At 62.7% G+C, this 22,036-nt stretch carries 13 protein-coding genes and 1 pseudogene; 6 read left to right on the forward strand and 8 right to left on the reverse strand.

Going from position 1 to position 22,036, the window contains the following annotated elements; translation table 11 throughout:
• Positions 1-8 precede the first annotated feature (8 nt).
• The 6 genes from A9Z05_RS16610 to A9Z05_RS16635 all read left to right on the forward strand — a co-directional run bounded on the left by A9Z05_RS16610 (position 9) and on the right by A9Z05_RS16635 (position 8,036).
• Positions 9-1,292 (forward strand): polysaccharide biosynthesis protein, encoded by a 1,284-nt coding sequence (locus A9Z05_RS16610; protein ID WP_069619049.1) that lies wholly within the window; start codon positions 9-11, stop codon positions 1,290-1,292.
• Positions 1,282-2,424, forward strand: coding sequence for a hypothetical protein (locus A9Z05_RS16615; RefSeq protein WP_069619050.1), 1,143 nt, complete (start codon positions 1,282-1,284; stop codon positions 2,422-2,424). Before A9Z05_RS16610 ends, A9Z05_RS16615 begins: the two co-directional genes overlap by 11 nt.
• On the forward strand, positions 2,421-3,464 hold the full coding sequence (locus A9Z05_RS16620) for an acyltransferase (RefSeq protein WP_069619051.1): 1,044 nt from the start codon (positions 2,421-2,423) through the stop codon (positions 3,462-3,464). Before A9Z05_RS16615 ends, A9Z05_RS16620 begins: the two co-directional genes overlap by 4 nt.
• 572 nt (positions 3,465-4,036) lie before the next feature.
• Complete coding sequence (locus A9Z05_RS16625; protein WP_069619052.1) at positions 4,037-4,636, forward strand: fimbrial protein; 600 nt, start codon at positions 4,037-4,039, stop codon at positions 4,634-4,636.
• A 64-nt stretch (positions 4,637-4,700) separates the two neighbouring features.
• Positions 4,701-5,417 (forward strand): molecular chaperone, encoded by a 717-nt coding sequence (locus tag A9Z05_RS16630; RefSeq protein WP_069619053.1) that lies wholly within the window; start codon positions 4,701-4,703, stop codon positions 5,415-5,417.
• Positions 5,418-5,540: 123 nt separating this feature from the next.
• Positions 5,541-8,036, forward strand: coding sequence for a fimbria/pilus outer membrane usher protein (locus A9Z05_RS16635; protein WP_069619054.1), 2,496 nt, complete (start codon positions 5,541-5,543; stop codon positions 8,034-8,036).
• A 1,317-nt stretch (positions 8,037-9,353) separates the two neighbouring features.
• Here A9Z05_RS16635 and A9Z05_RS16640 read toward each other — a convergent pair.
• The 8 genes and pseudogenes from A9Z05_RS16640 to A9Z05_RS16670 all read right to left on the reverse strand — a co-directional run bounded on the left by A9Z05_RS16640 (position 9,354) and on the right by A9Z05_RS16670 (position 21,947).
• Positions 9,354-9,575: a hypothetical protein gene (locus A9Z05_RS16640; RefSeq protein ID WP_069619055.1), complete on the reverse strand. Its 222-nt coding sequence runs from the start codon at positions 9,573-9,575 to the stop codon at positions 9,354-9,356.
• 692 nt (positions 9,576-10,267) lie between these two features.
• Entirely contained in the window at positions 10,268-11,338 is a 1,071-nt protein-coding gene (locus A9Z05_RS16645) for a fimbrial protein (RefSeq protein ID WP_218077812.1), read from the reverse strand.
• Positions 11,339-12,133, reverse strand: coding sequence for a molecular chaperone (locus tag A9Z05_RS34825; RefSeq protein WP_218077813.1), 795 nt, complete (start codon positions 12,131-12,133; stop codon positions 11,339-11,341).
• A gap of 367 nt (positions 12,134-12,500) precedes the next feature.
• A pseudogene (locus tag A9Z05_RS16650) lies at positions 12,501-15,597 on the reverse strand (ATP-binding protein).
• A gap of 618 nt (positions 15,598-16,215) precedes the next feature.
• The gene (locus tag A9Z05_RS16655; RefSeq protein ID WP_069619056.1) at positions 16,216-16,875 is read right to left on the reverse strand and encodes a response regulator; all 660 of its coding nucleotides are present in this window, start codon (positions 16,873-16,875) and stop codon (positions 16,216-16,218) included.
• Between the two features lie 321 nt (positions 16,876-17,196).
• Entirely contained in the window at positions 17,197-17,385 is a 189-nt protein-coding gene (locus tag A9Z05_RS16660; RefSeq protein ID WP_084044297.1) for a hypothetical protein, read from the reverse strand.
• Between the two features lie 120 nt (positions 17,386-17,505).
• Positions 17,506-20,586, reverse strand: coding sequence for an ATP-binding protein (locus A9Z05_RS16665; protein ID WP_069619058.1), 3,081 nt, complete (start codon positions 20,584-20,586; stop codon positions 17,506-17,508).
• Positions 20,587-20,942: 356 nt separating this feature from the next.
• Positions 20,943-21,947, reverse strand: coding sequence for a hypothetical protein (locus A9Z05_RS16670; RefSeq protein WP_069619059.1), 1,005 nt, complete (start codon positions 21,945-21,947; stop codon positions 20,943-20,945).
• Positions 21,948-22,036 lie beyond the last annotated feature (89 nt).

The raw sequence follows: 22,036 nt of genomic DNA on the forward strand, positions 1-22,036 counted from the left end.
GTCCACGGATGTTCATTCGACTCGCCCTCAGATTCACCGCGCTCGGCCTGAAATTCGGCCTGACGATCGTCATCGCGCGCACGCTCGGTTTCGATGCGGTCGCCGTCTACGGGCTCGCGGTCGCTGCGTCCGTCGTGGCATCGAAGCTGCTCGGCCTCGGCTTCAGCACGGAGCTCAACCGCCGGCTGAGCATGAGCGACCCGCTGCCCGCGATCGGCGAGGCGCGCAGGCTGGGCGCCGCGTTCGCCGGGCTTTATCTGCTGATCTGCACGTCGCTCGCGATCGCATCGCTCACCGGCTTTCCGGCCGCCGCATTCGGCCTGTCGACGCGCGTGCTCTGGTGCGTCCTGCTCGTCGCACTCTCCGAGCATGCGGCATTCGAAACGAATGCATGGATGTTTTCGCTGCACCGCCCGCGCGCGGGCTCGTTGCTGCTGTTCGTCCGCACCGGCGCATGGGCCGGCATCGCGTGTGCGGGCCTGCTCGCGGGCGCGGTCCGCTCGATCGAAGCCGTATTCGCGCTGTGGTTCGCGTGCAATGCGTGCGTCGTGGCCGTGTCGTGGCATCGCATCGGCGTCCTTGCGCACCGGGCCCGCCACGTGGTGCGGACCGTACGCATGCCGGCGTGGCGCGACACGATCGAGGGCTGGCTGCGCGGTCTGCCGTTCTATGCGGCAGGCGCGCTGCTGTCGTTCATGCAGTACGCCGAGCGCTTCATCGCCAGTGCCCACGTGGATGCCGGTGCGCTCGGCCGCTATGTTTTCGCGTGGTCGGTCGCCAACGCCGTGCAGACAGTCGCGTTCGCGACGGTCGTCGTCACCGCCGCGCCCGGTTTCGTGCGCGTGCTCGCCGGCGATCCCGCCGAATTCCGTCGTCGGCTCCGCCGCGCGGTGGCGGCCAGCGCGAGTCTGGCCGCCTTGCTTTCCATCGCGATTCTCGTCGCGCACGACGACATGTTCCGGCTCGCGAACGAACGGGCCGGCGCGCAAGAGGTCGCGTTGCTGGCTGTGCTGCTCGCGTCGTTCGTGCTGCGCGCGGCCGCCGACGTGCTGTGGGCAGCAGCGATCGCGTTACAGGCCGGCGCCGTCGTCACGCTGTCGATGGCAGGCGTCGCGCTGTTTTGCGTGCCGGCCGCGTGGTACCTGATCGCGGGTTTCGGCACGACCGGCGCGGCGCTCGCGCATCTGACGACCAGCATCGCGATCATCGCCGCACTGGTGCCGATCGTCCTGCGCGGCGAGCATATCCACGCGGCCGGCACGATCCGCGGGAGCGTATCCGATGCTGCATAAGCTGATTGGCACAGGGCCGGCCCTCAGCCGCGGATCGACCCGCACGATCGCGGCGCTGGCCGTGTTGCTCTACTGGGTCGTCTATGCGAAGGCCGGCGCGTTCCTGCCGGAATATGTGTTCCGCGACGCGGAGAAGATCCAGAGCCAGATCGGCGGATCGGGCGGCTACGACGGCACCTCGTTCGATGCCGTCGCGAAGTTCTACGCGATGCTCGGTGTCGGCGGCACCCACGCGTTCACGGCCGTGGTCGGCGCGGTGTTCATCTGCATGATGATCGCGCACGGGCGCCGCGTCGGTTCGCTCGCCGCGAGCCTCGTGCTGATCGTGCCCTGCGTGTTCTTCAACCTGTTCGTCGCGAGCAAGGACACACTCGTCGTGCTGATCGCGATCGTGATCGCCAAGGCCGCGCAACGCCGCCCCGCGCTCGTCGCGATCGTGGCGGCCGTCGTGCTGTATGGCGCCTACGCGGCCATCGTGCGCAGCTATTTCGCGCTGATCCTCGGGGTCGCGCTCGCCGTGCTGCTGTTCCGGCGCGGCTCGTGGCGCCGCAGGACGCTGCTGATGCTCGCCGCGCCGCTCGTGCTCGTGCTGCTGCCGAACGACGCGTATTACCTGCTGCTGCATCCGCGCGACATGGCCGCGGACTACCTCGCATACGGTTCGCCGTACGGCGCGCGCACCAGCTTCCACAACCCGGTCGCGCCGACGTCGTTTTTCGCGTTCTGCGTCGATTACGTGTATGCGGCGCTGCGGCTGAATCTGCCGGTGCTGTTCTCGCCCGGGCCGAAGGAAATCGCCATGCAGGGGTTTGTGTGGATCGCGGTGGCCGCCGTGTGGCGACGCACCCGTTGCGATGGCCTGTTGGCCCGCGACGTGCTCGCGTCGCTCGTCATCGGGCATGTCGCCGTGTCGATGCTGTTCGAGCCCGATCTCGGCAGTTACACGCGCCATTTGTCGAGCGTGTCGCTGCTGTGCGCGATGCAGTTCGCCGGTTTCGCGCGCCCGGTACGCCGGGCAGGTCGCTCAGCGTTCGTGCCGGGTGCCGATAACGGCGCCGCAAGCGCTGTCGAAGCGCACGTGCCTCCGTCCGCCATCTCGCCTTCGCGGCGCACGGTCCGGAGGTACATGTGAGCGCAAACATTCGGCGCCAGCCCATCTACCTGAACATCCAGTCCGCACGGGCGCTCGCCGCGCTCGCGGTGGTTGCCTATCACTTGCACGTGCTGCCGTCCGGGCAGGCCGGCGTCGACGTCTTCTTCGTGATCAGCGGATTCATCATGTCGTGCGTCGCACCGTACGAGGGGCGCGACTTTCTCGTCAAGCGCCTGATCCGGATCGTGCCGCTCTACTGGGTGACGACGCTCGGCATCTACGCGATCGCGCTGCTGCGTCCTCACTGGCTGAACACGACGACGGCGGCGCCCGACTATCTCGTCAAGTCGCTGTTGTTCATCCCGTACGTAAAGGAAAACGGCCATTGGGGGCCGCTGAATCTCAACGGCTGGACGCTCGAGTACGAGATGCTGTTCTATCTCGTCGTCGCGGCCGCGCTCGGCTGCATGCGCGCGCGTCATGCGACCGCGTTCGCCGCGCTGACGCTTGCGTTGCTGTGCGCATGCGTGGCCGTTTTCGACCCACGCGGCGCGACCGTCGCTGGCCATCTCGGTCAGCCATTTGTGCTGGAGTTCGGTCTTGGTGTCGTGGCGCACGGCGTGCTGCAAACCGGCATTGCGAAGCGGGTTGCCGCGCCCGTCTGGGCTGCCGTCGCCGTTGCCGCCATCGCGGCAATCCCGTTGCTGCAGATGCGCCATGGCACGCCCGAAGGGTTCGCGCGGGTCACGCTGTGGGGCGGCCCCGCGTTCGTGCTGATCGTCGCGCTGGCCGCGCTCGACAAGTGGAATTGGACTAACGGAAGCCGGATCACGGCAGCGCTCGGCGCATCCAGCTATTCGATCTATCTGATCCATCCCTACGTGATCGGCATGGCCGGCAAACTTGCCGGACTACGTGCCGATTCGCACACATTGTCGGGCCTCAGCGCCACGTGTGCGATCGTCGGCGCGACCTGTGTCTGCGGTTACATCTGTCACGTATGGATCGAAAGACCGATGTTGAAGACGCTGAACCGGAGATTCCTGCACGCACGGGGCGCGGATGAATCGGCGACGTGATTGCCCGCGGGGCGCGACATGGGCAAACCTGACTGGCCGCACCGGTTGTCGCGGCGATGGATCGAGTCGACACTCGAACATCCGGTATGGAATACAGGCCGATGATAATCACCAGGGCGATTAGCGTTGCTGTTATGCGATTAACTCGCGTTCCGCAGTCGATTTTCAATTGACATGGATCACATACGATTAATAGCGCCACCCCAATTTTTATTCAAAAACACAACAACCTCAATCCGGAATATAGGCGCAGCACTTGGTATCACGTCCGGCGAAAGCGCATGTCGCAGACAAACCGACTACGTATTTCCTCAATGCACCGATGTCGATCACCTGCCCATCCCATCGGCAGGCCGCCATCAGCCCGCCCGACAACTTCAAATCGATTTAACAAAGTCCCAAGGATTTCACGGCGAAATTCTCTCGGAACACATAATTAGTACTTGTCCTATATGAATGAACCAACCCTTTCGAACATATCCAATTTATAGACATGCCGCGCAACGATACCATCACTATAACTCTTTAAAGAGTTATCCCATCCTTTAAATCACGTTGAAACGGAGAAAATCATGGCTTTCAACAAGAACATCCTCGCTATCGCAGCGGCAGCAGTTTCGTTCGCGGCAGCAGGCTCGGCAATGGCTGCCGACGGCACCATCAACTTCACCGGTGCGATCACGACCGCGTCGTGCTCGCTGACGGGCGGCGCAGGCGCCAGCGTTTCGCCCGGCACCGGCGGCCAGAACATTGCGGTCAACCTCGGCACGGTAAGCGCGGATTCGATCGGCAGCACCGCCGGCGGCGGCGTTGCAGCAGGCACGCAGATCAACCTGAATCTCGACTGCGGCAACACCGGTACCGGCCTGACCCTGGTCAAGATGAAGTTCGACCCGGCCACGGGTTCGGGTCTCGACGGCAAGAACAACCAGCTGCTGAAGGTCGCGGGCGACGCTGAAGGTGTTGGCATCGGTCTGTACGACGGCAACAACAAGCTGCTGAACCTGGCCGCGAACGAAACGTTCGATGCCCCGCTCGTGAAGGGCGGCACTGAAGAAGCGCCGAGCTACACCGCCGCGCTGAATCTGCGTGCAGGCTATGTTGCCAACGGCGCAGCGATCAAGGCCGGTTCGGCAAACGGCACGCTGCCGTTCACGCTGACCTACGAGTAAAGCACCCCTATGGGCGACGCGGCGGATCACGGTTCCGTCGCCCATATCACTTTTCCATTCCATCATGAAACGATCACTCATTGCCGGGCTGGTCGCGGCCAGCTCGCTATTGCCCTATTCCGGCGCATCGGTCGCTGGTATCTCGTTGAACGGCACGCGCGTCGTTTACACGGCGCAGAGCAAGGAAGCGTCGCTGCTCGTCAGGAATCCGTCGAAGCAAGACGTGATGATCCAGTCATGGCTGGAATCCGACGACAAGAAAGGGGATCTGCCGTTCGCGATCACGCCTTCGCTGAGCCGTCTCGGCGCCGAAAAGCAACAAACGCTGCGGATCTTCTATGCCGGCCAGGGTTTGCCGACTGACCGCGAATCCGTGTTCTGGCTCAGCGTGCAGGAAATTCCGCAGAAATCGGATGGCGAGAACACGCTGCAAGTCGCGGTGCGTCAGCGCATCAAGCTGTTCTACCGGCCGGCCAACCTCGCGGGCAAGCCCGAAGACGCACCGAAGCAGCTTCAATGGCGCTGGCGCGCGGCGGGCGGCAAATATGGAATGGAGGTCGTCAACAACAGCCCCTATTACGTATCGCTGGTCAAGGCAACGCTCCACAGCGGCGCACAAACGCATCCGATCGACACGGAAATGATTCCGCCGAAGTCGACCCGTCAGCTTAGCGTCAAGAACTACAGCGGCCCATCGCTCGCAACGGGCACGAAGGTCGATTTCGAGTCGATCAACGACTTCGGCGCAACCGAAGAGAACAACGCAACAGTCGCCAACTGACCGCGCATTCCGTCAGTTCCGGCTTCGAATCGCTTCATAGAAATTTGCATTACTAATTTATCGGAGGGCGCGCATTCCTGAAATCGAGGCAGGTTGGGAAAGGCACGCGGTCAAGGTCAAGGCATGGATACCACTGAAAAGAAAATCGATTTGCGGATGGCAGCATGCCAGGGGGCTTCCTGTCTAGTAGCGCTCGGAAGTCTCGTTGCGGCAACGACTGTTCAGGCGGCAGAGTTCAACGAACTCTTCCTCAAGAAAGGGGACGCACCTGTCGAGCTCAAATACCTCGAACAGGGTAGTTCCGTACCGCCCGGCACGTACGACGTCGACGTGTCGCTGAACCAGCAGCCCGGCAAGCGCGAATCGATCGTCTTTCAGGCGAACGGCGGCGAGGTCAAGCCTGTCATCACACTCGGCCTCCTCAAGGCACTCGGCGTGGACGCGCAGCGGCTCGAGCGGGAAAACAGGATTCCGGCCGGCCTGCAAGACGACGCGGTGCTGAATCTCGCGGAGATCGTCGACGGTGCGTCGGCAAATTTCGACGTCGGCACGTTGTCGCTGAACGTCAGCATGCCGCAGGCCTACGTGCCGGGCCGGTCGCGCGGCTACGTGGATCCGTCGAAGTGGGACGATGGCATCGTCGCGGCCTACAGCAACTATCAGGGCAATTTCAGCCACGACTCCGACTCCGGTTACAACAGCTCCTACTATTACCTCGGCCTGCGCAACGGCTTCAACGTCGGCGGCTGGCGGCTCAGGAACGAATCGGCGCTAACCGGGCGCCGCGGCGCGAAGTCGCAGTTCACGTCAAACCGTACCTACGTGCAGCGCGACCTGCGCGGTATCAGGGGCACGTTGTCGGCAGGCGAACTGTATTCCGCCGGCGAAATCTTCGACAGTTTCCGCTTCGTCGGTGTGCAAGTCGGCTCGGACACCGGCATGCTGCCGGACAACGAAGTCGGCTACGCGCCGGTCGTGCGCGGCATCGCGCAAACCAACGCCGTCGTCGAGGTGCGTCAGAACGGCTATGTGATCTATTCGACCACGGTCACGCCCGGCGCATTCGAGCTGAAGGACATCTATCCGAGCGGCTCCAACGGCGACCTCGAAATCTCGATCACCGAATCCGACGGCAGCGTCCGGCGTTATACGCAAGCCTATTCGTTCCTGCCCGTGATGATCCGGCGCGGCTCGATTCGCTATTCGTTTTCCGCAGGCCAGTATCGCGGGGTCGGCGAGGTCCGTCCGAAGTTCGCGCAGGGCACGGTGGTGTATGGCCTGTCCGACAACTTCACCGGCTACGGTGGCCTGATCGGCGCACAGAACTATGCTGCGATCGCGCTCGGCGTCGGTTTCAACTCGCGGCTCGGCGGCATTTCGTTCGACGTCACACATAGCCAGTCGAACGCACCCGGCCGAAAAGCGAACGGGCAGAGCTTCCGGTTCCTGTACTCGAAGACGCTCGCGGCCACCGACACCACGTTCACGATGGTCGGCTATCGGTATTCGACCGACGGCTTCCGCACGCTGAGCCAGCACGTCGACGATATGAGCAGCCGGCAAGGCGACGGCGTGCGGCGCCAGAAGAGCCGCGTCGACCTGAACATCAACCAGTCGCTCGGTCGCAACGGGTCGGTCTACGCGAGCATCGGAGAAACGAGCTACTGGAACCGCGGCGGCGCGAGCCGCAACATCCAGCTGGGCTACAGCGGCTCGCTGAAGAACCTCAGCTACAGCGTCGCGCTCGCGCGCACCCAGGACACGGGGCCGTTCGGGCGCACCGACAACCAGATCTCGGCGACCATCAGCATTCCGTTCGGCAGCAGCGCGCGCGCGCATCGCGCGTACTCGAACGTCACGACGTCGACGCGCGGCGACGTGAGCGTCCAGGCAGGCGTATCGGGGTTCCTGAACGACCGGAACACGGTCAACTATTCGGTACAGGGCGACTACCAGAAGGGCAACGGCGGCTCCGGCGGCGTGGGCCTCGGCTGGGATACGCCGACGGCGAAGCTGACGTCGAACTACACCCAGTCCGGCCACGGCAAGCACGTCGACGTCGGCGCAACCGGATCGATCGTCGCGCATCGCGGCGGCATCACGCTCGGCCAGCCGGTCGGCGAGACGTTCGCGATCGTCGAGGTGCCCGGCGTGAAGGGCGCGCGCTTCGATTCGTCGTCGACGGTCAGCACCGATCGTCGCGGTTATGCGGTGCTGCCTTACGCGCAGCCGTACCGGTACAACTGGCTCAACATCGACACGGAAAGCCTCGGCAATGACACCGAGATCACCGAGAACGCGAAAACGATCGTACCGACGCGCGGTGCGATCGTGAAAGCGCGTTTCGCTGCGGAGACTGGCCGCCGCATCCAGTTCGACGTGACGACGACGGACGGCAAGAAGGTGCCGCTCGGCGCGACGGCTTACGACCAGGACGACAAGGTACTCGGTATGGTCGACAACGCATCGCGCGTGCTCGTGTTCGGTGTGAAGGATCAGGGGCGTCTGTCGATTCGCTGGAGCGAGGGCACGTGTGAAGGCAACTACACACTTCCGCAGCAAAACAAGGCGCTGATGTATGAACGCGTCGCGATGAGCTGCCGCATGGCTGGCCGCTAGTTCATTCGAGGGATTTACGGATGCGCGAGTTAATTCTCGCAACCCTCATCTTCGGCGCGAAGGCTACACCTGCCTTGGCCGCTTAGCCAGGGAATCGTGCAAATGATTTCCCTCCCGAGCCTGCCGGAAACGTCGTTGTATTCACTATCGATGTCTAGGCAATACCCCAATTCAACCCATCGGTTCCTGTCGGCACAGTGCTCGATTTACGAACAGTCGATACGTCGGGTGCTTCAGCAACCTTGGGTTGTGACTCTACAAATCAAGGGTCGGTGTGACATCGTAGGCGAATAGGCGAAGTAACGGACCCCGCGTACGACACATATCCAACAACCGTTTTTGGCGTCGGCGTGCACCTCTGCTACGAGACGCAAAGTACCTGATGACCACGAGAGGTCGACAATACCGCCCAGGCTGTCACGTTTGCCGCGTCGGCTCCTCTAATCGTCGAATTCGTCAAGGTTGGACCGATCACCGCAGGAGGCTCATTGCAAGGTGATATCCGGGGAATGTGGTTTCGAAATAGACAGTGGCAGGCAATTTCGATTCGTATCAACGGCTTGACTCAGATCAGGCCGAAGGTCCCAACTTGCGCGGTCACGGTCAAGCGGATTGGCGTCTGGATGAATCCGACGTGCGACAATTTCACGTCGCGCGACTTAGCTAGCGTCGGCAGCACCACTCGTGAACGAAACTTCGACATTCAGTTGAACTGCTCCAGCGGAGACCCGGAAACGTCGACCTGTACCTACGTCACGCTGACTGATAACCCTAAATAAGGGCAACCGGCCCGACCGGCTTTCGTTGGCGCCGGATTCCGGGACACCAGGTGTCGAGGTTCAGATTCTGAAAGACGGAAAACCGCTGAAATTCGGTCCGGATTCCAGTAGCTCAGGAAACATGAATCGGTAGAAAACCGGAGACACCCCGCAACGACAGAGCTGGTTAGTGATTCCGCTGATAGCGCGTTATACAGCCCGGCACGTTGAAGGGCGGTACAGCAAACACGTTGGCTGTTCTCGAGGAGCTATCAATAATCACCCACCGGCTATTGCACGCGGGCGTCGTTGCGAGGGCTTGTTTTAGTCACGCGAGGCTTCGACGGCAACTATCTTGACTACGTCGCGCCACTCCCGCGTTACCGACTACACGATGCATCGTTCGGCCGACGACCAGCACACCCGACCTCCAGCCGGCTCAACGCGTGCCCGATGCTGTTCCGGAATTCCGGCCAGCATGCATTGACCGCATCGATTCCACCTTCGTCGGCAACATGCTCCATTCCCGCGTAAACATCGCACACCTCGATATCCTCGGCTAGCCCAAAGCCGCGCCGCGCATCGAATGCAGTTCGATGCGCAGCGTATCGGCGTCGCCGCTCGCGAGCGCGACAGGCGATTGCCCAAGCGTTGGTCCGGACAACACCGCGCCGCGCGTCTCGATCGACAGTGGTTTGAGCACGACCTCCGCCGCGCCAACCCGTTCCCAGTTCCGCCGAGCTTCGTCCATCGCGTGTGCAGTCATCGCGATCACATACACCCAGGCATCCTACTCACGCAGGAAGTCCACCAGCGCGATACCGAGCAGGACCGGTGATATAAAGCATCGCGTGGTGTCGCTACACACATGGCGCCGCCATTGCGACCAATCGATCGTGCCCTGTCGGCCGCGATCTCACGGGAGGGGGATAAGGCAGCCGGTCGGCTCGATCAATGAGAAATTCGTAATCGACGGAAAGATATTTGTTGATGATCACGGCTTTCCGATTGATGAGATGGAGATCGCAGACATTAGGGCACTCGATCGCGAAAGACACACGCCAGAAGCAGGCGCGGCCAGGCGCGCTCTCGAGTGGCGAGTAACACGCGAGATCGACAGAAAGGGAATGCCTCTAGCAGGCTGTTGAATAGCGCTTTTGAGTCGCGTCCGAACCCCACATTCGGGGGGTGCTTTACCCCTTACCCAAGTCGCGCGAGCCGCGTGTAGGACGTTTTAAGAGGTCGACAATTTTCGGCGCGGCCCTCTCGGAACGTTTTTCAACAGCCTGCTAGTGCCTATTTTCGGCGGCAAACACGACGCAGACGCGTATCGGTTGTATGACTCCAGGCCCCAGCCGCCTTGCCCGGCCGGGCAAATGACCGCAACTTCCACACTTCAAGCACGGTCGTAACGTAAATCGGCGTGCCTACAAGCACGCCGATTTACGGAACACAATATACGCCTCTGAAAAATTACTTGTAGAATATATCAAACGTTGCGCCGGCCTTGAACTCCCCAAGCGTCGGTTGATTTGTATTCCATTTCAGCGTTGCCAGAAAACTCTTGACGGATACCAGATCCCCACTTGGCTCCACAAGCAAAAACTCCTTATTAAACGGAACCGCCTCACGATTCGCCTGCTTGAATATCGATATCGCAACAGACTTATTGTCATTCGGAACGATCCTGTAATCGTCCGGCGTCGCAGCGTTGATTGACTTCATCACTGCGTTTAATCCATATACACTATTGCATGTCTTTGATGCCGAAATTGTAAACGGCACCTCCCTGATCACTTTCCCCACAGCCGCAGCATTCGGATTGGCTGCGCCGAAGTTTATCAAATTAGGCGACACACTCAATTTAGAATCACACGCAACGTAGCGCAGTTTATTCAATCCAGTTACGTTCATTCTGAAATTATGCTGCGGCTGATCATTCATACCTCCGGCGCCATCCAGCTGAAACGCACCGTAAGGGCCAGAAACGCCAGACATGCTTCCTTCTTTACCAGCCCCGCCTACGCTTCGCTTCAGAACAATAAAACTCACTCTAATACTAGCTTGATAATAAAGCTCCGGACACCCCCATCCTTTAGAGCAAGACGGAATAACCCAATTGAGCATCTTTCGACAACGCCCCTTAAAAGACTCCATCCCATTATCACAATAATAATCGACCCCGTTAAAAGAGACACCCAACTCCAGATCCGGACCCAGATTTGTATACCCCGGATCATCCGGACTCAGATAAATGTATACGTTTTCTTGACTAGCACCTCGATCCGCCCAACAGGTTACCTTCAGAGAGACTTCTGGAGATCGCCAAAGTACCGTATTCTTTGGAGCGGTACTAGGTACGGCAATGGTGGTAGTGATACCACTAACCATACTTGCCTCGCCTGCCCATTGGACGATCCCGTTCCAAGTGCTCGAAGTTGCATTATTAAGGCATGCCAACGCAAAACCTTCCCGAGAAAACAATGCAATCAATATGAAAAAAGTCAATCGATATATTTTACACACAACTATAACCTCGCTCAATTAATATTGCCTTGATCCAAAATTATTTCTACCCGGAACCAGCTCCACTCGGTAGGGACGCGCATAGCCAGCATCACTGATTACACTGAAGCGCAAGCCGGCAGGATTACAATCCAATTTCCCCAGTGACGCGGTGGAAAATGGAGGAATCATCAGGTGCTCGACCGATTCGGCACAATCACCGCCATTCGAATCAACTATTTTGATATCGCTGAGCGTCAGATAGTATGGCGATGGATTGTTGGCCGTGATCTGCATCTGGCCTTCGCCTCGCGACTCCCAGTTCAAGGTAGCCATTGCGTCATTCAGCGTTTCTTTTAGCTGCGGGCGATAAAATAGTTTGAGCCGATGCCTCAGTGCAATCTGCAGCACATTGGGGTCATGAGGTGCCGTCGGCACATCAAGGACGTTGAGCAACATGTAGGATTCGCGGTCCGATGGAAATCCGACTCCTTGATAGATCACATCGACTGACCCGCGGCCGCTGGGCGAAATCCTCAACAGTGGCTGCGATACTACCAACGGAAGAGGCTTCGTATTATTTTCGTCACCCCATGTAACGGATACATCCGCCAACGCATTTTCAATACTCTCGTTGACGAGATCTATTTTCATGCGCTTCCCCGTCATGATGAATCGATTCTGACCGTCAAACGATAGCGCGGCAAGAGCGGGGCCAGATTGGGATGCAAAAATCAGAATGACTACTTTCAAAAACAGGTTGAGATTACGCGTCGCAATAAGCGCGCCAATACTCAACGGCAAGCGGAAAACCGATAGTGTGCAGGCGTGCACGACATGCTCCTTGATCCAGAGTGAGTTCCCTGTCACTTTAAGCAAATCGACACATCATGAAAATAGGTCAAGTACTATAGTATTTTTAATTTCACTAGTACAAGTTCCAATCTACTCGATCAAACGTCCTGCCCTTCTCGCCCCTCCCCAGAAGAAGGTTGAGCGAGGGCAAAAAGTAATCGCGGTAATCGCCCCCTCGCTGGCCGCGATGCCGTGCCCCGGTTAAAGGTGGCGCGCCGCGCTGGGGGGAGCCCGAAACCGAATAACCGGCTCGATTTTTCATAGTCGGTAACGACAACCCCGACACGCCGCCCACACTTGCCATTCGTCACGAACCGATGGCACATGCTACGGATTATTGTATTGACTAGCCCTGGCTCGGCTCGTCGTTCGTCGACAGCCGTTCGAGTGCTCGCTGAATCGTCACTTCGGTCGAATCCCACACGCATTTCAATGCTTCCGGGCCGCCATCCCGCATCGCGTGCTCAGCGCTTGCGCACGCATCGCGCGCATCGACATCGCCCGCCAACGCGAAACCGCCACGCATCGAATGCAGTTCGATGCGCAACGTATCGGCGTCGCCGTTCGCAATCGCGTCGCGAATCGTCGCGAATCGTCGCGAGCGACCGCAGCGTTGCATAGTGCAGCGTGCGTCGCACCTCGTCGGTCATCGCTGGCGCGACGGGCGCTTGCACTTGCCCGTGCACAGGCTCGGACGAAACCGGTTCTCGCCCCGCGTGCCGCCGCAACGCCGCGTCGAGCGTCTCGATCGACAGCGGCTTGAGCACGACCTCTACCGCACCGGCTTGCGCACAACGCCGCCGATCCTCGTCGGTCGCGTGTGCCGTCATCGTGATCACGGGCACGCGAGCGCCCTGCTCACGCAGGAAGTTCGCGAGCGCGAAGCCGTCGAGTTCCGGCATGCCGAGATCGGTCAGCACGACGTCGTACTGCCGCTCGAAGAACGCGCGCATCGCCTCCACGCCGTTGGATACGATCGTGGCGTCGTAGCCCAACGCATCGAGCTGGTCGCGCAGCAGCGCGCGGCTCGCCGGATGATCCTCGGCGACAAGCACGCGCAGCGGCTCGTCATCGTCGGCCTGCGCATCTGCGCCAGCCTCCGCGCCCGACTCGAATGCCGCATCGGCGTCGTGCTCGTGCGCCGTATCCGCGAACGTCTCGGACTCCGGCACATCGGCCCGCCACCCGGCCGGCGCTTCGGACAGCGGCAATGCCGCCACGAAAACCGTGCCTTCGCCTAGCCGGCTGTCGACACGCAACTCGCCGCCCATCAGCGTCGCGATGCGCCGGCACAGCGGCAGCCCGAGCCCCGTGCCGCCGAAGCGCCGGTAAATCGACGCGTCGGTCTGGATATAGACGTCGAACAGTGTCGGCATGCTGTCTTCGGGAATGCCGATACCCGTATCGCTGACGGCGATTTCGACGCCACTGCCCGTCGGACCCGCGTGCGCGAGCCGCACGTCGATCGTCACGCGGCCGCGCTTCGTGAACTTGATCGCATTGCTGACGAGGTTCGAAATCAGTTGCCGCAACCGCGTCGAATCGCCCACGTAGCCATCGGCCAGATCCGGGGCAACCCGGCACGTCAGCGCGAGGTTTTTCGCATCCGCGAGCGGACGGAAAATCGCAACCACGTCGTTCACGACGCGGCGCAGGTCGAACGGGATGCTTTCGAGCACCATCTGGTTCGACTCGGCCTTCGACAGGTCGAGCACGTCGTTGATCACGCGCAGCAGCGCATCGGACGACGACATGATCGTCTTCAGGCGCCGCCGTTCCTGCGACGGCAGTGCCGCGCGCTCCATCAACTCGAGATTGCCGACGATCGCATTGAGCGGCGTGCGGATCTCGTGGCTCATCGTCGCGAGGAAGGTCGACTTCGCCGTGTTCGCGTGCTCGGCGGCTTCGCGGGCCTCGTGCAGCTTCTCCTCGGCCTGCTTGCGCGCCGTGATGTCGAGCATCGTGCACAGCAGCACGTCGATCCCGCGGTACCTGGTGCGCACGATGTGCGCCTCGAGATAGGTCGTGCCGCGTCCCGCGCGCTCGACGGCCAGCTCTCGCGTCACGCGCGTACGCGCGTTGCCGCCCTGCGCGCCGGCCCGGTACGCCAGCCACAGTTGTCTGCCGAGCGGCTCGCCGATCATGTCGCGCTCGTACGCGGTCATCGCGTCGTTGCGTACGATCGTTTCGCCGTCGGCGAACGACAGCAACACGAGCCCGGCCGGCGCCGTGCGGATCAGCGTTCGGTTGAGCGCCTCGCTTTCGATCAAGCGAATCGCGCGCCGATTCGCCGGACGCAACGCGCGCCGGTCGAACATCACGATGGCGAACCACAGCAGCCCGATCGCGAAGAGCGCGGGTGCGACCGTCAAGCTCGCGCTCCACGCGATGTCGCTCAGAACGGCACGCCATGACACGGCTGCCATCACCACCTGGTCCGATCTCGGTACGCGGTCGCTGATGACGAAGTTCATGCCGACGCGATGGACGACCGCTCGCCCACTGGCCTGCAGACGCGCCTGCTCGAGCGCACGGGCCACCATCGCCCTGTCGGGCTGCCCGCCGAGCAGGAGCCCTCCATCGGCATCGACGAGCGCGTATTCCCTGCCGGCGCCCGGCGAGCGCAGTATCCCCTCTATCAGCGGCGGGCTGTTGATAACGAACCAGACGACTGGCCTGCCGTTCGCGCCGAGCACCCATTGCACCATCCGCAGCACGGAGCGTCCGAGCAGCGGATCGAATCGCCGCTCGAGCACAATCGTGCTTTGACGAGCGACGGGCGCCATCGATACGGCTGTATCTTTCGTTGTCGGCCGCAGTTGCTCGACCCACGCCCTTACATCGAATCCCGCTGGCAGCGCAAGCGCCCGTTTCACCAGCGGATGCCCTGCCGTAACGATGAAATCGCCGTCCGGATCGATCAGATAGGAAGTGCCGCCCGGATCGGCCGGTTGCGGCGGAGGCAGGACGCCCGTCACCTCGACCCGCCCGAGATAGCGCGCGAGGTAAGGCAAATGGCTGTTCGCCGATGCAGCCCGCGGGATGTCGGCGAATGCGGCGATCGCGATTCGCCCTATGCGCCCGACGAATGTCTGCATGCCGTGCTTGCCGGCGAGCAACCCGGGCAAGACCGGCGAATCGTCGACAACGCCGGCCCACTGCAGCTCCATGTCTTCGACATAGCGGTTCCGCAGCGCCCTCATGATTTCCAGCTCGGCCACGAGTTCGGCCCTGCGCCCCGTGAACTCGACGCGAAAGCGCTCGAGCGATTCCTGCACGTCGAGCCGCAAGACCAGCGTCGCGCACAGTAGCATGAACACCGAAATCGCAGCACCGCTTGCGTACAGCAGGATCTGCTGCTGGCGCCGGATACGACCGGGATTGAATGGCTTGCGAACGGCCGCCGTGCCGTGCGAGAGAAGTCTTTTCAGCTTTGCGGGCATGTCATATCGGTCTCGTCTCTCCTGGCCGGAAATACCGCGTCATTCACCGGTGCAGGCGCATCGGGCTCCTAGGAACCGGGGTAGTCGTACCGCATGCGTCGCGCCGACGGCGCCTCGCCGTCAGGCGCAATGGAGCGATTTTGCTCATCGGCATAGCGGACGACAGCGGCACGACCCGCGCGTAATCCTTGCCCGCAGCCCGCCTGCCGCGATCGCCGAGGAAAACGCGCGAGGGTATCGGGCGAGGCGGCCAGGCATGGCTCGCTATCGTTTCGAGGTTTTCGACGTAGCGGTTCCGAAGTGCGCTGACCACCTCGATCTCCTCGAGCAGGTCGGCCTTGCGGACGAGGCGCTCCGATCGAAACCGCGCAATCGGTTCCTGAAGATCCGTGCGACAAGCGCCATGCAACCCAGCACGAACACCTCGATCGCCACGCTGCTCCCATACAGCAGCCGCCGACGCGGGACGCGCCCGGGCTCGAACGGCTTGCGGCAGTGGACGTCGCGTACGCGATCAGCGTTCTCAGTCTATCGGGCATACATGTCGTCAAAGGCGGCCCGGCCACGCCGCTGCCTCATGCGCGGTCCGGATCGATCGGCACCACCGCCGGTTAGCGGCTACGCATCGGTTGCCGGCAAATCGGGCAACTGCCCCTCGCTCGCATAGCGGATCAGGTCCGCATCGCGGATGATCCCGAGCTTCTTCATCGCGCTCGATTTCTGCGAACTGATCGTCTGCTTGCTGCGGTGAAGCTGGACGGCGATCTCGCCAACCGTCAGGCCGGCCCCGTAAAGGCGCACGACCTCGATTTCGCGGGCGGTCAGCAAGCGCGTGCCGGCCGACGGCTGGCAGTCCTCCAGCAGCTTCTTGACGAACGGCGACAGATAATTCGCCCCGACGAACGCCGCATGTACCGCGCCGACCAGATGCGAAATCGCATCGGACTTGCTCAGGATGCACGCGACGCCCTGCTTCTGAATCGCGAGCAGCACGCTCGGGTTGTCGATCATCGTGATCGTCACGAGGCGCAGCGCCGGATAGCGGCGCTGGAGGAACGACAGCAGCGACAGGCCGTCGCCGTACTTGCCGCCGGGCATCACGTAATCGACGACGAGCACGTCGCTCTGCTGCTCGTCGAGCATCGCCACCAGATCAGTCGAATTCGAGACGGTGCCGAGCAGCTTGATCGTGCTGCTGCCTGCGAGCGCCTGCGACATCCCGAGCGCGGACGAAGGATGATCGTCCGCCACCATCACTCGCACAAAAAATTCATCCATCTTTATTCTTCTCCCGATACACGCGGCCCGACGTGCCATGTTGAGCGACGCGCCGGGATTCGAATCGATCGCGCAACACGCTTGCGTTGCGGTATTGAGCGAACCGGGCGGTGCGCAGCGTAATTTTAAGATAATAGACGGGTTCCGGGGCGCAGCGGTACGGTCGGCGTGACCGCTGACAGCCGCAACGGCCCGACGCGCCGGACACAGCATCCGGCACGAATCTTCGGCGGCCCACGGACCGCCGCCCGCACACACCCGATCGGCGGCGTCCCCCAACGCCGTCGATCCATCCTGTCCCGCCGGGCAGCTGGAGCTACCCTAACGTTTGATCACGGACTTGTCCGATTCACCCGAACCGTCATCCGCTGCGTGCTGCCACTCGACGATCACGCGCCGCTTCTGCGACGGCGACATCATGATGAATTCGTTCAACTTCGTCAGAAAATCCCGTCTGGATTTCTCCGGCAACGTCGCGAATCCAAGCAGCAGCCCGAACACCTTTCCCATATAGCGCACGGCCTTACCCTTCCTTCTTCAGTCGAAATCACGCGGCACCCTGCGATGCGGCGTGCCTGCCTTCCTCGTTTGACGCCGGGCGGCCTACGCCGCCGCCGCGCCGCGTTTTTCTTATCGCCCCGGCCCGTGTGCCGCCGCCGGCATTGCATCCAATGCCGGCCGCTTGTCCATCGCCCCGGCCGGAAAGTCGATCCCGCGCCGCCGCGCGATGCGGACCAGCGCGCGGCGCAGATCGGCGAGCATCACGGGTTTGGTCAATATGCATTCGACGTTCGACGCCGCATAACGCCGGGCGTCGTCGGGCGCCAGATGCGAGGCCACGACGATCATGTCGCACGGCAGCGCGCGCGCATGGACGGCTTCCGCCAGTTGGCGGGCCGACATGTCGGGCAAGTCCGCACCCAGCAGCAGCATGTCCCAGCCACCGGTCGCGAGCAGATCGAACGCCGCGCCGCCTGACGACACGCATCGAACCGTACAGCCGAGTACGTCCAGTTGCTCGCGGAAGATCGACCCGTTCACGGATGCATCGTCGGCAACCAGCACGCGTGGCACACGCGTGCCGGAACCCGGCACCGCCGGCAGACCGGCATGGGTAGCGCGACCCGGCCCGCGTGTCGATTCGGCCGTGGCGCCCCGCGCCTGCTCGAGCGCCGTGCGAAGCCCGTTCAGCGAATAGCTCGACACGCGGATCGTACGGCCCGCGACATTCGGCTGCAGCGGGCCGTCCGGCGTGGCCAGTACGACCGGCGTGCCGCCGCCGAGGCTGTCGAGCTCCTCGCGCCGCCATTGGTCGGAATCGCCGAAGAGCACGATCGCGTGAGCACGCGCGAGGCACCCGGCGGCAATCCCGATCGGACTCGGATGCATCGCGACGTCGAATCCCCATGCACGCAGATGCGGGAACGCGAACGCGCGCCATGCGTCCTCCGGCGACACGACGATCAGCGTCCGGCCGGCGCCCGCACCTGCGCCGATCGGGACTTTCCGCGCAATCCCCATGCGCAACGGCAGGCGCACGGTGAACACGCTGCCGATGCCCGGCGCGCTATCGACCGCGATCGTCCCGCCCATCACCGCGACCAGCCGGTCGCACAGCGCGAGCCCGAGCCCCGTGCCACCGTACCGTCGCGTGATCGACGCATCGACCTGCGAAAACGGCTTGAACAACCTCGCCCGGTGTGCAGGATCGATCCCGATGCCCGTATCCTCGATGCCGATCGCAAGCTCGGGCGCACCGCGCGGGTTTCGCCCCACCGCCACGCGCGCGACGATGCGCCCTTCGCTCGTGAACTTGATCGCGTTGCTCAACAGGTTGCCGACCACCTGCGCGAGCCGCGTCGGGTCACCGCGCATGCGCTGTGCGCCGCTCGCATCGATATCGGCGAATAGCGGCAACCCTTTCGCCTTCGCAACCGGCGCGAACGCCGCGAGCTCGCGCTCGATCACCGCAATCACGTCGAACTCGATCGACTCGACCGACATCGCGCCGGCTTCGATCTTCGAGAAATCCAGGATGTCGCTGACGATCGCGAGCAGCCCCTCGGCCGATGCCCGCAGCGTTTGCACGCGGCTCTGCTGCGACGCATCGAGCGCCGTGCGTTCGAGCAGTTCGAGATTGCCGAGGATCACGTTCAGCGGCGTGCGGATCTCGTGGCTCGTCGCGGCAAGAAACGACGATTTGGCCGCATTCGCCGAATCGGCCGCGCGCACCGCTTCCTCGAGCTGGTGCACGAGACGGCGCTGCGCGCTCGTGTCGGCGAACGCCGCGATCAGCACGTCCTCCCCCTCGTAACGCGCGCTGTGCGCGATGACCTCCAGATGCAGCGGCATATCGCCGTGTGCATCGAGCACGAACTCGGTCATCATCGTCCGGCCGCCCCCGCCTTGCGCGACGAACGCGTCATACTTCTCGAGCACCTGCGCGGACAGCGCATGATGATCGCCGCCGTGCGGCAGCAACATCTGCGTCAGCGCGTCGCTCGCGAGCATCACGCGCCGGTCGGACAGCGACACGAGCCCGATACCGACCGGCGCCATCGCGACCACGCTGCGGCAGAGCGCCTCGCTGTCGAACACGCGCGCCGAGCGCGCGTAGACCGGCACCAGCACGCGCCGGTGGAATCGCACGAGCAGCAGCCACATCACGGCGATCGCGACGAGTGTCGCCGCCGCCAGCGAGCCGGCCTGCACGCCGATGCCGGCCACCACGTCGGCCCACGACAGCGCATACGCGATCGTCCAGCCCGTCGCGGCGAGCTTGCCGCGGAACACGATCGTGCCGTCGCGAAAGAGCGGTTCGCCGGGTGCGCGATCGCCGTGGGCGACGTCGAGGCTCAACAGGCGCTCGGTCAGCGCGTTCGTGCGCTCGACACCGGGATCGACCGCAATGAGCCGGTTGTCCGCGGACGCGATGAAGAACACGCCGGCCTGCGTGCGCTCGGCCAGCCACGACAGCAGGTATTCGGGCGCGTATTCGGTGACCAGCACCGCGAACGGCTGGCCGCTGGATCGGGCCTCGGCGGCCAGCCGGATGCGCACCTGCCCCGTGACCGGATTGAGGTAGGGCGGCAACCAGCGGACGTTCGGTCGGCCATCGTCCGGCGCGGGCGGCCGGCCGTCGAAATCCACGTGCAGCGCATCGAACACCTTGGCGCGCGCGTCGGTCGACGCGAGCGCCGGGTCGTCGCGCGACAGGTGCGGCACGAGCCCGAACATCCCGGTTCGCGTGCTGTAGTGATAGCCCTCGAGCGTGCGCCCGCGATTGATCGAACTCGCCGCGCAGATGCGCGACAGCAGAAACGACAGGGCAAGGTAACGCGCGACCTCGTCGCGTTGCGCGGTTGCGCCCGGCACGCCGACCACGAGCGACGGAAACGGGGTGATCGCAAGCTGCTGGCCGTTATCGAGGAATGCCTTCGTGACGTCCGCTGGCGCCGGGCCGAGTTCGCGCCAGATCAGCTGCGTATTCGTGACGCCGTTCCTGAACGACGTCTCGGCCACCTGGACCTCGCCGGCGGTTTCTTCGACACCATTCAGGAAATTGCGCCGCTCGCCGTCCAGATAGCCGTAAACGATCGACGTAATCCCGAGCCCGCAGGCAATCAGGATCAGGACCGTGACGACGATGCCGCCCCCGAACATCGAGATGCTCTGGTAGCGGCGGATGGACTGAAGTGTGCTGTATGGCATGGCTCGACGTGACGGCGCCCGAGGATGCGGGCATGCGGCAGATTCCCTGCCGGACCGGGCGTCACGATGGGTACATTCGGGGTAGCGATGTCCCAATCATGCCAAACGACACTGCGAAAATCAGTCTTGCATTATCTTTTTAGTACAAATCCGATACCATCGAGAGATGATTTTGAACTTGAACGAAAGTTCATCGCGAGATCAGGTCGCGAGCCTGTCCGATCGGACAAGTCGTGTCGTCGATTCGCGGCGGACGGCCGCGCAAACGAAATACCGCCGGCAAGCCGGCGGCAGAAAAGACGCATCCACGGTAGACGCAGCGCGCCCGAGTCCCGTTCCGCCGCGCCGCCCCCCCCTCAGTTCTGCGTGAGCGGATTCAGCGTCGTGCACAGGAAGCCCGTGCAGTTCTTCGGCGTGAAATAGAACGACGCCATCACCGGCGTGGGAGAGCCGAGCGCGAGATCGCTCAGATACGCGCTGCCCTGTGCGCCGAACGTGTTCGCTTGCTGAACGAAGCTTGCGCCAGTCGACTGGATCGCGGCCGACTGGTACGAGAAGGTCGGCGACTGCGTCTGGTCCTTCACGTAGATCCACGAGATCGCCGTGCCGAATGCCATCCCGCCCTTCGCGCGATAGCCCTTCGCCCCTTCGCTGTTGGCCTGTGCGATGAAGTCGCCGACGGTCGACGTCGGCGCCAGCGCGTCGTACGTATAGGTCGCGTTCGACGCGTTGTTCTTCATGTACACGTTCGCCTGCACGGCGCCCACCATCATCGGGCCGAGGAGCCAGTAGCCCGACTGGCCCTGGCCGTTCGCCTGCGCGAGGAACGCATTCGCGTCGGCCGGCAGGCCCGTCGTCGTGTACGTGTAGGTGGCGGACGAACCGCCATCCTTGCGATAGAGATCGCCGTACGTGAGCGGTCCTTCGTAGCGATAGCCGCTCGCCCCTTGCGCGTTGGCCGCATTAACGAAGGACGTCATGTCGGCCGGCGCCGTCTGCAACTGGTACGTGTAGGTCTGCGCGGTGCCGTCGTTCACGAAGATCGACTGCGTTCCGCCGTTGCCCGCCGCGTAGAAGTAGTCGCCCAGATAGCGATAGCCCTTCGCGCCTTCGTTGTTGACCAGCGTCAGGAAGCTCGCGCGATCGGCAGCGACAGGTTGCGCCTCGTAGCGCCAGGTCAGCGTGCTGCCGCCCGAGCCCCCCGAACCGCCGCTGCCGCCGGATCCCGTGCCGCCTGTCCCGCCGCTGCCGCCGTTGTTGCTCGTGCCCGAGCCGCCCGACGAAGCGGGCGAGGGATTGTCGTCGCCGCCGCAAGCGGTTAGCGCGAGGCAGGTCAATGCAATCAGTGCAGCGGCTTTCATCGGGATCACCTTCCAAACGAACAGGACAAACGAAGCCCATACGCGCGGATCACGCCGCACGCACCGACCATCACGAATCAGGATCGGCC

This window comes from Burkholderia sp. A2, assembly GCF_001729305.1.
Classification (GTDB): domain Bacteria; phylum Pseudomonadota; class Gammaproteobacteria; order Burkholderiales; family Burkholderiaceae; genus Burkholderia; species Burkholderia sola.